This is a genomic window from Paracoccus sp. (in: a-proteobacteria) (assembly GCF_046462195.1).
GTDB lineage: Bacteria > Pseudomonadota > Alphaproteobacteria > Rhodobacterales > Rhodobacteraceae > Paracoccus.
Window position 1 is genome coordinate 1 of record NZ_JBKGUN010000017.1, and the last position, 12,968, is coordinate 12,968.

Genomic DNA, 12,968 nt, shown 5'->3' on the forward strand with positions numbered 1-12,968 from the left:
GACACTGCAGGATCAGGCAAACAGGCAGGCCGGCTTGCACCGATGGCAATGGCGGCCTTTTCCGCGCGCTTGTGGAACGAGCTCGCTACAGCAGTTTGGCCTCGGGATCGGCGGCCCGTTGTGCGACGACATCTGAAGGGCGAGCCTCATGATTTTATGCGAAAGCCGTTCATCAACCCGGTTCGTCTGAAAAGCGCTGCCGGCGGCGCAACTGTGCCCAAAACGGTGCTACCTTCCAGCCGCGCGTCAAGGCCGGTGCCCGCAAGCCACTTTTCCGGACTGGTCTTGTTTTCTTTAAATGAAAAGGGGCTGGTCCTAGGCCCGCCAGAACCGCGGCATCAGCAGGACAAGGACCGAAACAAGCTCCAGCCGGCCCATGTACATGCCGAAGATCATCATCCACTTTGCCGACTCGGGAAATTCCACGATCGAGCCGTTGGCGCTGATCTCGGGCCCCCAGGCGGGGCCGATATTGGCGATGGCGGTCCAGGCCGCCGTCAGTGCCGTGCGCGGGTGCAGTCCCGTCAGGGCCAGTCCCACGATCAGCAGGCCAAAGCTAAGCATGAAGAGGGTGAAGAAGGCCATCACCGAATCGATGATGTCCTTGTCCAAGGGCTGTCCTTCATAGCGCAGCGGATAGACGCGGTGCGGGGAATGCATCCGGCGGATCTGGGCGCGCACCGCCTCCATCAGCACCAGATAACGAAAGATCTTGACCGAACAGCCGGTCGAGCCGGTGCAGCCGCCGATCAGGCCCGCGACGATCAGCAGCGACAGCGGCAGATGCCCCCAGGCCATCATGTCCGTCGAGGCAAAGCCCGTACCCGAAAAGGTCGAGATGGTGTTGAACACCGTTTCCCGCAGAACCTCGGGCAGCGAAGCCTGCTGATCCAGATAGATCAGGCGATAGATCATGATCAGCGAACAGATATAGAAGATCCAGCGCAGGTAGGTCCGCACCTGCCGATCCTTCCACAAGGGCTCCATGTTGCCGCGCATTGCCTGGACCAGCCGGATGAAGGGAATGGAGGCCATGATCATGAAGACCGACGCCGCCCATTCCGGGCCTCCCAGATAGACCCCGAAACTGGCATCATAGTTCGAGAACCCGCCCGTCGAGCAGGTGGTCAGCGCATGGATGATCGCGTCCAGCCCGGTCATTCCCAGCAGCATGTAGGTGATCGCGCAGGCCCCGGTCATGAGGACATAGACCACCGTCATCTCGGAGGCGATCTCTCCGGCGCGCGGAAGGACCTTGCCAAGCGTATCGAACCCTTCCGAGCGGAAGAACTGCATGCCGCCGACCTTCATCACCGGCAGGAAGACCATCGCCACCACGACAATTCCGAGACCACCCATCCATTGCAGCAGTGCGCGCCACAGATGCGTGCCCCGGGGCAGGCTGTCCAGTTCGGGAAACACGGTGGTGCCGGTCGTGGTGACGCCCGACATCGCCTCGAAGTAGGCGTCCACGATGCTGGCCTGCGGTTGGCCCAGGATGAAGGGCAGCGCACCGAAAACCGGCAGAACCGCCCACAGCCCCGAGGTCAGCAGGAACGCCTGCTGGATCTTGAGCGAGCGGTAATCGCCCCGCGATGCGACCGCGATCAGGATGCCCGCCACCGTCGTCATCAGCGCGCATTCCAGAAACACCATCCAGTGCGGGTCGTCGTGCCACAGGTCGACCAGCATCGGCAGCAGCATCGCCGTGCCCACGGCAGCGACGATCTTGCCAATCGGATGGGCCACGGGACGCAGGTCGATCATCCCGCCTGATTGCCGTGCCCCCCGCGGCGCGTCAAGCACCCGTGACACCGGGGCGGCCTCGTGGCGCCGATGCCGCCTGCGCCGTCCCAAAGGATCGTGTGCGGACGATCTTGGCTTGTCAGGGGCCGGCGCCCCTTGAACGGGCCGGTCCAGCAGGTTACCTTTTATACAACTAGTCATCGGAGGGCGTGTGTCATGACGCCCAAGCGTCCTGCGGGTGCGGGCGCGTTCCCGAACAAAACGGTCGAGCCGTCGGGCACCCGACAGCCCGAGGAGGGGGTGCTGTATGCGGCCCTCGACTTGGGCACAAATTCGTGCCGGATGCTGATTGCCCGACCGACGGGCAGTCAGTTCCAGGTCATCGACAGCTTCTCCAAGCCGGTTCAGCTTGGGCAGGGGCTGGAAGCTTCGGGACGCCTGTCCCGCAGTTCGATGGCGCGCACCGTGCATGCGCTGCAGGTCTGCAGACGCAAGCTGGATCAGCACAAGGTGAGCAACATGCGCCTTGTGGCAACGGAAGCATGCCGCCGTGCCAGGAACAGCCGCGATTTCATGCGCACGATCCGTCGCGAGACGGGCCTGCCCATCGAGGTCATCGGCGCCGAGGAAGAGGCGCGGCTGGCAGTCATCAGCTGCGCGCCGCTGGTCAGCCACAAGACGGAAACCCTGATGGTCGTCGATATCGGCGGCGGCTCGACCGAACTTGTCTGGATCGATCTGGAGGATGTCGAGCCCAAGGAACGGCCGCGCGCGATCATGCGGCTGTCCGACGGCTTCGGCAATCCGCAGCCGGGTGGGGCGCGGGTCGTGGATTGGATCAGCGTGCCCTTGGGGGTCGCGACGCTGCGGGACCAGTTCGCCGATGTCGAGGACGACCAAGGCCGTTTCGCACTGATGTCCTGGTTCTTCGAGGAAGCGCTGGCGAATTTCACGCCCTATGCCGACGGGTCGCCGGACGAGGGGTTCCAGATCATCGGGACCTCGGGCACGGTCACGACCGTGGCGGCCAGTTTCCTGGGCCTGCGCCGTTATGACCGCACCAAGGTGGACGGTCTGGAAATGACCAGCGACCAGATCGACCGGGTGATTCACAGCTATCTGCAACTGGGGCCGGACGGGCGGCGCGCCGACCCGCGCATCGGGCGCGAGCGTCACGCGCTGATCATGTCAGGGGCCGCGATCCTGCAGACCTTGATGCGCGTCTGGCCCACGAACAAACTGTCGGTGGCCGACCGCGGACTGCGCGAGGGGTTGCTTTATGCCCAGATGGTGCGCGATGGGGTGTTGACGCCGGACGGATTGAACGGAGTGGCATGATGACGAAAGAACCGACCAGCCGGGCCGGCAAGACCAGCGGCCGCGGGGCGCGCGACCTCAAGGTGCGCGTGAAGACGGCCAAGGGACGCAAGATGTCCAGCAAGCTCTGGCTGGAGCGCCAGCTGAACGATCCTTACGTGGCGCGCGCCAAGCGCGAGGGTTTTCGCGGCCGGGCGGCCTTCAAGATTTCGGAACTGGACGACAAGTACCGCTTTCTGGTGCCGGGGGCCCGGGTCGTCGATCTGGGCTGTGCGCCCGGAGGCTGGTGCCAGGTGGCAGTGGCCCGCGTGAACGCCCTTGGGGAGAAGTCAGGCAAGAAGGTCGGCCGCGTTCTGGGCCTGGACCTGCAGGAGGTCGATCCGATTGCCGGGGCCGAAATCCATGTGCTGGATTTTCTCTCGGAAGGTGCCGATGACAAGGTCAAGGAATGGCTGGGCGGCCCTGCCGACGTGGTGATGTCGGACATGGCGGCCGCGTCCTCCGGGCATAAGGGCACTGACCACATCCGCATCGTGGCGCTGGTCGAGGCGGCCGCGCAACTGGCGTTTGATGTGCTGGAGCCGGGGGGAACCTTCGTGGCCAAGGTGCTGGCCGGTGGGGCCGAGACCGAGATGCAGGCCATCCTGAAGCGCAATTTCACCAAGGTCGCCAATGTAAAGCCGCCGGCCAGCCGCAGCGATTCGTCCGAAAAGTTCGTGGTTGCTACCGGCTTTCGCGGACGCGATCTGCCGACGGACGAAAGCGGGGACGAAACCAGTTCCGCCTGACGCCTGGAACGGGGTTAGCGCATCTGCTGGCGATAGGTTTCCGGCGTGCGGCCGGTGGTTGTGACAAAGGCGCGGGTGAAATGGGTCTGGCTGGCATAGCCCAGATCCTGGGCAATGCGCGCACAGGGCTGATCGGTATGGCGCAACAGTTCCGTTGCCCGTTCCAGACGCCATTCGTTCATCAGATCAACGGCGCGCCGGCCTTGTGCCGCAAGGCAGGCGCGATCCAGTTGCGTCAGGGTGGCGCCCAGATCCTGCGCAAGCTCGGCCAATGTCCTGACCGATCCCATTTCCAGGGCGGCCAAGGCTTGGAAGCATTCGACCAGCGACTTTCCCTCGGGGCCGGACGGCTGGGTGGCATCGCGTTCTTGCCCCGGAGCGAGGCGGGACAAGCGCAGCGACAGCAGGTTCAGGTGAAGATTCAGGGCCTTTCGGTCCGGCGACTGCTGCGCCTCGGCCACCAGTTCGTGCAGATTGCCCAGCAGGGCAGGGCCAGCCTGACCCGCACGGCCTGCCATCATCCCCGTCGGCAACGGAGGATCGACATCGGCCACCAGTTCGGGCGCGATCAGCAGCACATGTCCTTCGGCCCTCGGATCGGGACGGGTGGCAAAGGCTGTCCCGGCGGGGATGAAACGTATGTCCTCCGCGCATAATTTCTTGGCCTGTCGGGGAAAATCCAGCCGCATCTGGCCGTCCGTGACCCATAACAGCACATGATCGGGGCGCGTCCGCGGCAAGGAACGGATGCCGTCGCCGCCCCAGGAAAAGGCGCCCAAGGGCATCAGGCGCAGGCTGGCATGCCGTGGCGCAAGGCGGCGCGAGGCTGGCGCAACACGCACGGCCAACGCATCGGGAACTGCCTTTTGCACAATAGCCCCGTCCTGAGTGAGGGTTCGAGGCGGCAAGGCCAAGGCCCGAGGCACTGCATCGGGTATCTGCGCGGCAGTGACATTGATTTCTCCGCCCTGGCCCTTGATGCCGCGGCCTTGTGGCCTGATGCGCGTGGGGGTGAACGGAAATCCCCCCTTCCAGTCAGAGCGTTCCCAGAGCGACATCTGTCCCGTCCCTGTTGTCGAACCTCATGGGCAGATAATCGCCCATGCCGAGAATAACACAAGAACACCGTTGCGGGTTTCGTTGATTTATGCTGGGCGCAATCCGAAGTGGCCCGCCTGCCACACGGTCCAGTCCTTCATCCTGCCCCTGAACCAGATGCGCTGGGACTTGGCATACTGGCGCGAAGCGATGATAGCACGCTCGGTCGCCTCGGGCAGGGTCAGGTGACCATGCAGATGGGCGATCAACTCTGGTGCGCCAATGGCCTTGGCCCATTGCTGCGCAGGGTCCCAAGCTGGCAGCATTGTCCTTGCTTCGTCCAGCGCACCCTTGTCCAGCATCATGTGAAAGCGCCGGGCGATCCGGTCCGCCAGCCAGTCGCGGTCCGTGGTGATCAGCACCCGCTGGCAATCGCGTTCCGCAATCAACGGGGGAGGCGTGTCGGCCTGCCAGTCGGCAATGCCGCGGCCCGTGGCCTGCAGCACCTCCCATGCGCGCTGAACCCGGGCAGGATTGTGCAGGTCGATGCGGCTGCGCGTCCGTTCGTCCAGTTCGGCCACCAGCGCGCCAAGGCCACCCGGTTCGGCCAGTCGTCCATCGGCGGTGGCGCGCAGGGCCGGGGGCGTGGGCGGAATTTCTGCCAGCCCCCGCGTCAGCGCCGTCAGGTAAAGGCCGGTGCCGCCGGCGATGATCAGCCGCTGTCCGGTCAGCGCCGCCACCTCGCGCAGCCATTCGCCGACCGAATAAGGCTGTCCCGCAGGGACATGGCCATAAAGCGCATGGGGCGCAGCCGCCTCGTCCTCGGGTGTCGGTCGGGCGGTCAGGACGTGCCAGCAGGACCAGACCTGCAAGGCATCCGCGTTGACCACCAGCCCCCCTTGTGCCTGCGCCACGGCCAGTGCCAGCGCTGATTTGCCGCTGGCCGTGGGGCCCGCGATCAGCAGGTGGCGCGAAGCATCGATTTGTGTCAGGTCAGGGGCAGTCATGGGCGATCCGGGCGGTTGAACCTGCGCGCCTTTTGCGACATTTAACGGCGCGATGAAAGCGACCGGCCACAGGAGCCCCTTATGACCACCGAGACCCCCAAGCAATATGGCCGCGTGATGCTGAAGATCTCGGGCGAGGCGCTGATGGGCGACCAGGGCTATGGCCTGCATCCCCCCACCGTCGCCCGCATCGCCAACGAGGTCGAGGCCGTCCAGGCCATGGGCGTCGAGGTTTGCATGGTGATCGGCGGGGGCAACATCTTCCGCGGGTTGCAGGGCAGCGCCCAGGGCATGGAGCGGACCACCGCCGACTACATGGGCATGCTGGCCACGGTCATGAACGCACTTGCCATGCAGTCCTCGCTGGAGGCCAAGGGCCTGCATTGCCGCGTGATCAGCGCCATCCGCATGGACGAGGTCTGCGAACCCTATATCCGCCGTCGCGCCATCCGCCATCTGGAGAAGAAGCGCATCGTGATCTTTGCCGCCGGCACCGGCAATCCGTACTTCACCACCGATACGGCAGCCACCCTGCGCGCGTCCGAGATGAACTGCGAGGCGATCTTCAAGGGCACAAAGGTTGACGGGGTTTACGACAAGGATCCGGTCAAGCACGCCGACGCCAAGCGTTACGGCAATGTCAGCTATGACGAGGTGCTGCAGAAACATCTGGGCGTCATGGACGCCTCTGCCATCGCGCTGGCACGCGACAACAAGCTGCCGATCATCGTCTTTTCGCTGGACGCGCCGGGGGGCTTCCGGTCGATCCTGGAAGGGCGCGGGACCTATACGCGCGTTCACAACTGACGACCCCGCCATGACCTTGCGCGACCGCGCCGATGCCATTGTCCACAGCCCGAAAGCACAGTGGTTCATCACGGCCATCATCCTGTTCAACGCCCTGATCCTGGGGCTCGAGACCTCCCGCATGGTCATGGCCACCATCGGCCCGCTGATCCTGTTCCTGGACGCGCTGTGCTTGTCGATCTTCGTGATCGAGATCGCGCTGAAGCTTTATGCGCGGGGCGGGCGGTTCTTTCGCGACGGCTGGAACATCTTCGACCTTGCGGTGGTCGGCATCGCGCTGATGCCGGCCACGCAGGGGCTGTCGGTGCTGCGTGCGCTGAGGATCCTGCGGTTGTTGCGCATCGTTTCGGTCACCCCGCGCCTGCGTCGGGTGGTCGAAGGGTTCCTGTCGGCGTTGCCGGGCATGGCCAGCGTCTTCCTGCTGATGGGAATCATCTTCTATATCTTTGCGGTCATGGCCACCAAGCTGTTCGCGGGCGCGTTTCCGGAATGGTTCGGGGACCTGGGCAATTCGGCCTATTCGCTGTTCCAGATCATGACGCTGGAAAGCTGGTCCATGGGCATCGTCCGCCCGGTGATGGAGGTCTTTCCCCAGGCATGGCTGTTCTTTGTTCCCTTTATCCTGGTTACAACCTTCGCGGTCATGAACCTGGTGGTCGGCCTGATCGTCAATTCGATGCAGGAAGCCCACCAGGAAGAGGAGACCGCGGCCACCGAAGCCTATCGCGACGAGGTGCTGGCGCGTCTGACGGCCATCGAGGAGCGGCTGTCCGCGCAGGAAGGCCGGCAGGCCGACAGGGGCATGCGGCAGAACGGTTAAGCAGGCTGAGGAAAGCGCAGGCAAAGGCTTTGCCAACCTGCGACATTGTGGTTACAAGCGGAAAAAATCCAAAGCAGAGGCAGTTTCGATATGGCTGAGGACATCGAAATCGATATCGACGATCTGGAACGTCGCATGAAGGGCGCCATGGACAGCCTGCGCAGCGAATTCGCCAGCCTGCGGACAGGCCGGGCATCAGCCTCGATGATCGACCCCGTACAGGTCGAGGCATATGGCCAGATGACCCCGATCAACCAGTTGGGCACCGTCAACGTACCCGAACCGCGCATGGTCACCATCAACATCTGGGACAAGGCGATGGTTGGCAAGGTCGAGAAGGCCCTGCGCGAGAGCGGCCTCGGGATTAACCCACAGTTGAACGGCACGATCATCATGCTGCCGATCCCTGAACTGAACGAAGAGCGTCGGCGCGAGTTGACCAAGGTTGCCGCACAATACGCGGAAAGCGCGCGCGTCGCGATCCGCAATGTGCGCCGTGACGGCATGGACCAGGTCAAGAAGGGCAAGACAAACGGAATGCCGGAAGACGACCAGAAGTTCTGGGAAGGCGAAATCCAGACCCTGACGGACCGCATGACCGCGTCCGTGGACGAGGCGCTGACGGCCAAGCAGGCCGAAATCATGCAGGTCTAAGCACATCATGGCATTGGCACAGGGCGCAGCGGTGGCCGGGAACTCGACGCGTCCCCGCCATGTCGCCATCATCATGGACGGCAACGGGCGGTGGGCCACCGATCGCGGATGGCCGCGCCTTGTCGGTCACCGGCGCGGCGCCGAGCGCGTCAAGCAGATCGTGCGCGCCTGCCCCGACCTGGGCGTGGACTGGCTGACGATCTATGCCTTCTCGACCGAGAACTGGAAGCGCTCGACCGAGGAAGTCTTGGGGCTGATGAAGATCTTCCGCCTTTACATCCAGCGCGAGGCCGACGGCATGGCCGCCGAGGGCGTGCGCCTGCGTTTCATCGGCGGGCGCGACCGGCTGGACCGCAAGCTGCAGGACCTCATGGCCTCGATCGAGGCGCGTACGGCCGGCAACACGCGGCTGAACCTGACAGTGGCCATCAACTATGGCGGGCGGGACGAGCTGCTGCGCGCATCGACCCGGCTGGCCCAGAAGATTGCCGGGGGGCAACTGGAAAAGCCCACGCAGGCCGATCTGGAGGCTTGTCTCGATACGGCCGGCCACCCCGACCCCGACCTGGTGCTGCGCACCTCGGGCGAGACGCGGACCTCGAACTTCCTGCCGTGGCAGGCCGCCTATTCCGAATATGAATTCACGCCCACCCTGTGGCCCGATTTTACCCCCGATCACCTGGCGCGCGTGCTTGACCGTTTCGGCCTGCGCGAGCGTCGCTTCGGGGGCGCATGACGGTCGAGCGTATCAGGCGCGCTCCTGGCCCCGGCAAATGGGGCGACCTGTCGCGGCGGGTCGCCTCCACACTGGTGCTGATCGCGATCGGCGTGCTGCTGGCCGTGGCGCAGGGCCCCTGGTTGCGCCTGGGGATGGCCGTCATCTCGGCCATCACCTTCTGGGAGCTGGCGGCAATGACCGGCTGGCGCCGTCCTGCGCGTCACGTGACCCTGTTCGGCCGCAGCCGACCCATTGCGCTGGCCGCGATCGCGGGCGTGTCGCAGGCCGTTGCGCTGACGGGATTGCCGATGGCCTGGCTGGCGCTGCTGCTGCCCATCGTTCTGGGGTTGCCCGGCGCGGCGCGGCGCGACCGCCTTACCTATGCGATCTTCGGGGTGGCGATCCTGCTGGTCGCCTATGGGCTGGTGGGGTTCCGGGAAAACTATGGCCTCAGCTTCGTGCTGTGGCTGATGGGAGTCATCATCATCTCGGATACGGCCGGATATTTCTTTGGGCGAATGCTGGGCGGCCCCAAGTTCTGGCCGGCGCTCAGCCCCAAGAAGACCTGGTCGGGCACCATTGCCGGCTGGATCGGCGCAGGCCTTCTGGGCACCGGCCTGTGGATGGCGGGGGGCGGGGACGTGACCCTGATCTGGATCTCGCCGCTGGTCTGCTTTGCGGGACAGATGGGCGACATGGCCGAAAGCTGGCTGAAGCGGCGGGCCGGGGTCAAGGACAGTTCGAACCTGATCCCGGGGCATGGCGGCTTCATGGATCGATTTGACGCAGTGACGGGCGCGGTTCTGGCGACCATGGTGATTGGCCTGCTGACACGCCTGCCCGTGGTGAACTGAGCGATGCGACGTATCTCGATCTTTGGGGCGACCGGCTCGGTCGGCGCGAATGGCGTCGACCTGATCCGTCGCGCCGGCGGGGCCGAAGCCTTTCACGTCGTGGCCCTGACCGGCGGCAGGAACATTGCACGACTGGCCCGGATGGCACGCGATCTGCGCGCCGAAATTGCCGTGACGGTCCATGATGACCTGCTGGATGATTTGCGCGATGCCTTAGACGGCAGCGATGTCGAGGTCGCGGCGGGCGAGGTTGCCTTGATCGAGGCCGCGGGCCGGCCCGCCGACTGGATCCTGTCGGCAATTGTCGGGGCGGCCGGGCTGGCGCCGGGGCTGACTGCCTTGGCGCAGGGAACGGTTCTGGCACTTGCCAACAAGGAGTCGCTGGTTTGTGCCGGCGATCTGCTGCGCCGGACCGGACAAGGGGCCGGTGCAACAATCCTGCCTGTCGACAGCGAACATTCCGCGATTTTTCAGGCTCTTGGCTCGGAACACCTCGACAGCGTCAAGGATGTGACGATCACGGCATCGGGGGGCGCTTTTCGCGATTGGCCGCTGGAACGTCTGGCCGCGGCAACCGTGGCCGAGGCGTCGACCCACCCAAATTGGGCAATGGGTCAGCGCATCACCATCGACAGTGCCTCCATGTTCAACAAGGCCATGGAGGTCATTGAGGCCAAAGAATTTTTTGGCTTGGGTGCCGACCGCATCAAGGTGTTGGTTCACCCGGAATCAATCATTCACGCCATGGTCACCCACCATGACGGGGGCAGCATTGCCCATCTGGGCGCGCCGGACATGCGCCATGCCATCGGCTATGCGCTGAACTGGCCGGAACGTCGTCCGCTGCCTGTTGCTGCGCTGGATCTTGCGGCCCTTGGCACCCTGACCTTCCGGGCGCCGGACGAGTTGCGGTGGCCCGCCCTGCGCCTTGCGCGCGAGGTGATGGCCGCGGGGGGCGCGGCGGGCGCCGTCTTCAACGCGGCCAAGGAACAGGCCCTGGACGATTTCATCGCCGGCCGCATCCGCTTTATCGACATGGCGCCCCGGGTCGAGACCACCTTGGCCGACCTTTCGGCCGAAAGCGGCTTTTCCGCCGATCCCGACACCCTGGACTGCGTCCTACACTGGGACGCGCTTGCCCGCAGAAAGGCTGCCGCATGATCGAGATCCTTGCCCAGACGGCATCGGCACTCTGGACATTGGTGGCCTTCGTGACGGCCTTGGCTGTCATTGTCACTGTGCATGAATATGGCCATTACATCGTCGGCCGCTGGTCAGGCATCCGGGCCGAGGTTTTCTCGGTGGGCTTTGGCCCGCGGCTGTTCGCGCGTCGCGACCGGCGCGGGACCGTGTGGCAGGTCGCTGCCATTCCACTGGGAGGCTATGTCAAGTTCCTGGGCGATGACAACGTCGCCAGTGCGGGCCCGGGCCGGATGGTTGATCCGGCCTTGCGGCGGCAGACCCTGCAAGGGGCGCCGCTCTGGGCGCGTTTTGCCACGCTGCTGGCTGGTCCGGTTTTCAACTTTGTCCTGTCGATCCTTGTCTTTGGAGGCTTTGCCCTGGTTCAAGGGTTGCCTTCGCAGGAGGTCCGGGTGGGGCAGGTGGCCGAGGCCCCTCCGGGCATCGTGAACGAGTTGCAGCCCGGCGACCGCATCTTGGCCGTGGGTGATGTCGAGGTGGAAAGCTGGGCCGATCTGGGCCGGGCGGCCGATGACCTGCCACCGGCGACGCAGCATCCTTGGCGCATCGAGCGCGAGGGCCAGACCCTGACCGTGGCCGGCCCCGATCCGATGCCGGCGCGCATATCCGGCGTGGCACCCCGCAGTGCCGCAGCCGAGGCCGGCTTGCGTGCGGGTGACGTGGTGCAGGCCATCGACGGGGCCGACGTCGCGCGCTTCACCCAGATGCGCGAAGCCGTCGAGGCCGCCAAGGGCGAGCCTCTGGATCTGCGCATCTGGCGACCGGGTGCGGGCGAAAGGGACGTCACCTTGCGGCCCAAGCTGTCGGACCTGCCCGCGACCGGGGGCGGGTTCGAGCAGCGCTGGCTGATCGGCGTGACCGGCGGGGACAGTTTCTTTTCGCCCGAAACACGTCGCGCGGGACCCGTGGAGGCCCTGGTTCTGGGGGTCGGACAAACCTGGGGGATCATCACCTCGTCGCTGTCGGGAATGTGGGCGATGATCTCGGGACAGATCGGCACCTGCAACCTGGGCGGCGCCATCAGCATCGCCGAAAGCACGGGACAGGCGGCCAGCGCGGGGGGCGCGAACTTTCTGTGGTGGATCGCCGTTTTGTCGGCGGCCATCGGGTTTCTGAACCTGCTTCCGATCCCGGTTCTGGATGGCGGACACCTGATGTTCTATACCTACGAGGCCCTGCGCGGGCGGCCGCCTTCGGACCGCGCCCTGAACCTGCTGACGACGGTCGGCATGGCCGCCGTTCTGGGCCTGATGATTTTCGGCCTGACCAACGATCTTTTCTGCCCCTGAAGTCGATGCGCTTTTGACAGCCCCCGCCGGAAGGCGCTACAGACCTTAAGCAAAACGACAGGCCCGAAGAGGGCGCACAAGGCTGAACGAGAGGGGCTTCGATGACACGGAAACTGGGCAAGGGCGCAGTGGCGCTGATGGCGGCCTTGGCGATCACGGTTCCCGTGGGCCTGATTCCCGCACCGGCCGCCGCGCTGGTCTTCAACGACATCCGGGTCGAGGGGAACAGCCAGATCGAGACGGGAACCGTTCTGTCCTATCTGAACCTGCCGCGCGGCCAGGATGTCAGCCCCGGCGAGGTCAACGACGCGCTGCAGCGCTTGCAGAATTCCGGGCTGTTCGAGACGGTCGAACTGATCCCGCAGGGGGGGCAACTGGTCGTGCGGGTCAGCGAATACCCGACAGTCAACCAGATCAGCTTCGAGGGCAACCGCCGCCTGAACGACGCCCGCCTGTCCGAGATCGTGCGCAGCCAGTCACGTCGCGTGTACCAGCCCAGCCAGGCCCTTCAGGACGCGCAGGCGATTGCCCAAACCTATGCTGCCGAGGGGCGTCTGGCGGCCCGCGTCGATCCCCGCATCATCCGCCGCAGCGGCAACCGCGTCGATCTGGTCTTCGAGATCCGCGAAGGCGCCGTGACCGAGATCGAGCGCATCGGCTTTACCGGCAACCGCGCCTTTTCGGACCGCCGGTTGCGCAACGTCCTGCAGACCAAGCAGGCGGGCCTGTT

Annotated in this window: 13 protein-coding genes; 10 read left to right on the forward strand and 3 right to left on the reverse strand. The window is 65.1% G+C overall.

Annotated features, from left to right (window positions below):
* Positions 1 to 315: 315 nt before the first annotated feature.
* Positions 316 to 1,767 carry a TrkH family potassium uptake protein gene (locus ACLHHB_RS01175; RefSeq protein ID WP_410216460.1) on the reverse strand — a complete coding sequence of 484 codons (1,452 nt, stop codon included), beginning with the start codon at positions 1,765 to 1,767 and terminating at the stop codon, positions 316 to 318.
* A gap of 195 nt (positions 1,768 to 1,962) precedes the next feature.
* On the opposite strand from ACLHHB_RS01175, the gene ACLHHB_RS01180 reads away from it, so the two are divergent.
* Positions 1,963 to 3,084: a Ppx/GppA phosphatase family protein gene (locus ACLHHB_RS01180; RefSeq protein ID WP_410216448.1), complete on the forward strand. Its 1,122-nt coding sequence runs from the start codon at positions 1,963 to 1,965 to the stop codon at positions 3,082 to 3,084.
* Positions 3,084 to 3,851, forward strand: coding sequence for an RlmE family RNA methyltransferase (locus ACLHHB_RS01185; RefSeq protein ID WP_410216449.1), 768 nt, complete (start codon positions 3,084 to 3,086; stop codon positions 3,849 to 3,851). Before ACLHHB_RS01180 ends, ACLHHB_RS01185 begins: the two co-directional genes overlap by 1 nt.
* A gap of 14 nt (positions 3,852 to 3,865) precedes the next feature.
* Here ACLHHB_RS01185 and ACLHHB_RS01190 read toward each other — a convergent pair whose 3' ends face one another.
* Positions 3,866 to 4,909 carry a helix-turn-helix domain-containing protein gene (locus ACLHHB_RS01190; RefSeq protein WP_410216450.1) on the reverse strand — a complete coding sequence of 348 codons (1,044 nt, stop codon included), beginning with the start codon at positions 4,907 to 4,909 and terminating at the stop codon, positions 3,866 to 3,868.
* Positions 4,910 to 4,996: 87 nt separating this feature from the next.
* Positions 4,997 to 5,896 (reverse strand): tRNA (adenosine(37)-N6)-dimethylallyltransferase MiaA, encoded by a 900-nt coding sequence (gene miaA / locus ACLHHB_RS01195; RefSeq protein ID WP_410216451.1) that lies wholly within the window; start codon positions 5,894 to 5,896, stop codon positions 4,997 to 4,999.
* A gap of 81 nt (positions 5,897 to 5,977) precedes the next feature.
* Between miaA and pyrH the strand changes: the two genes are divergently transcribed.
* From pyrH to ACLHHB_RS01235, 8 genes are all read left to right on the forward strand, one after another.
* Positions 5,978 to 6,703: a UMP kinase gene (gene pyrH / locus ACLHHB_RS01200; RefSeq protein ID WP_410216452.1), complete on the forward strand. Its 726-nt coding sequence runs from the start codon at positions 5,978 to 5,980 to the stop codon at positions 6,701 to 6,703.
* 10 nt (positions 6,704 to 6,713) lie between these two features.
* The gene (locus tag ACLHHB_RS01205) at positions 6,714 to 7,523 is read left to right on the forward strand and encodes an ion transporter (protein WP_410216453.1); all 810 of its coding nucleotides are present in this window, start codon (positions 6,714 to 6,716) and stop codon (positions 7,521 to 7,523) included.
* A 90-nt stretch (positions 7,524 to 7,613) separates the two neighbouring features.
* Positions 7,614 to 8,177, forward strand: coding sequence for a ribosome recycling factor (gene frr, locus ACLHHB_RS01210; protein ID WP_410216454.1), 564 nt, complete (start codon positions 7,614 to 7,616; stop codon positions 8,175 to 8,177).
* Positions 8,178 to 8,184: 7 nt separating this feature from the next.
* Positions 8,185 to 8,913, forward strand: a complete 729-nt coding sequence (gene uppS / locus ACLHHB_RS01215) for a polyprenyl diphosphate synthase (RefSeq protein WP_410216455.1) — start codon at positions 8,185 to 8,187, stop codon at positions 8,911 to 8,913.
* A complete protein-coding gene (locus tag ACLHHB_RS01220) occupies positions 8,910 to 9,749 on the forward strand; it encodes a phosphatidate cytidylyltransferase (RefSeq protein WP_410216456.1) in 840 nt (279 codons plus the stop codon). The genes uppS and ACLHHB_RS01220 overlap by 4 nt, the downstream gene beginning before the upstream one ends.
* A gap of 3 nt (positions 9,750 to 9,752) precedes the next feature.
* Positions 9,753 to 10,910 (forward strand): 1-deoxy-D-xylulose-5-phosphate reductoisomerase, encoded by a 1,158-nt coding sequence (gene dxr / locus ACLHHB_RS01225; RefSeq protein ID WP_410216457.1) that lies wholly within the window; start codon positions 9,753 to 9,755, stop codon positions 10,908 to 10,910.
* Positions 10,907 to 12,238 carry an RIP metalloprotease RseP gene (rseP, locus tag ACLHHB_RS01230; protein WP_410216458.1) on the forward strand — a complete coding sequence of 444 codons (1,332 nt, stop codon included), beginning with the start codon at positions 10,907 to 10,909 and terminating at the stop codon, positions 12,236 to 12,238. Before dxr ends, rseP begins: the two co-directional genes overlap by 4 nt.
* 101 nt (positions 12,239 to 12,339) lie before the next feature.
* Positions 12,340 to 12,968, forward strand: a 629-nt coding sequence (locus ACLHHB_RS01235) for a POTRA domain-containing protein (protein ID WP_410216459.1), incomplete at its 3' end; no start/stop codon positions are given.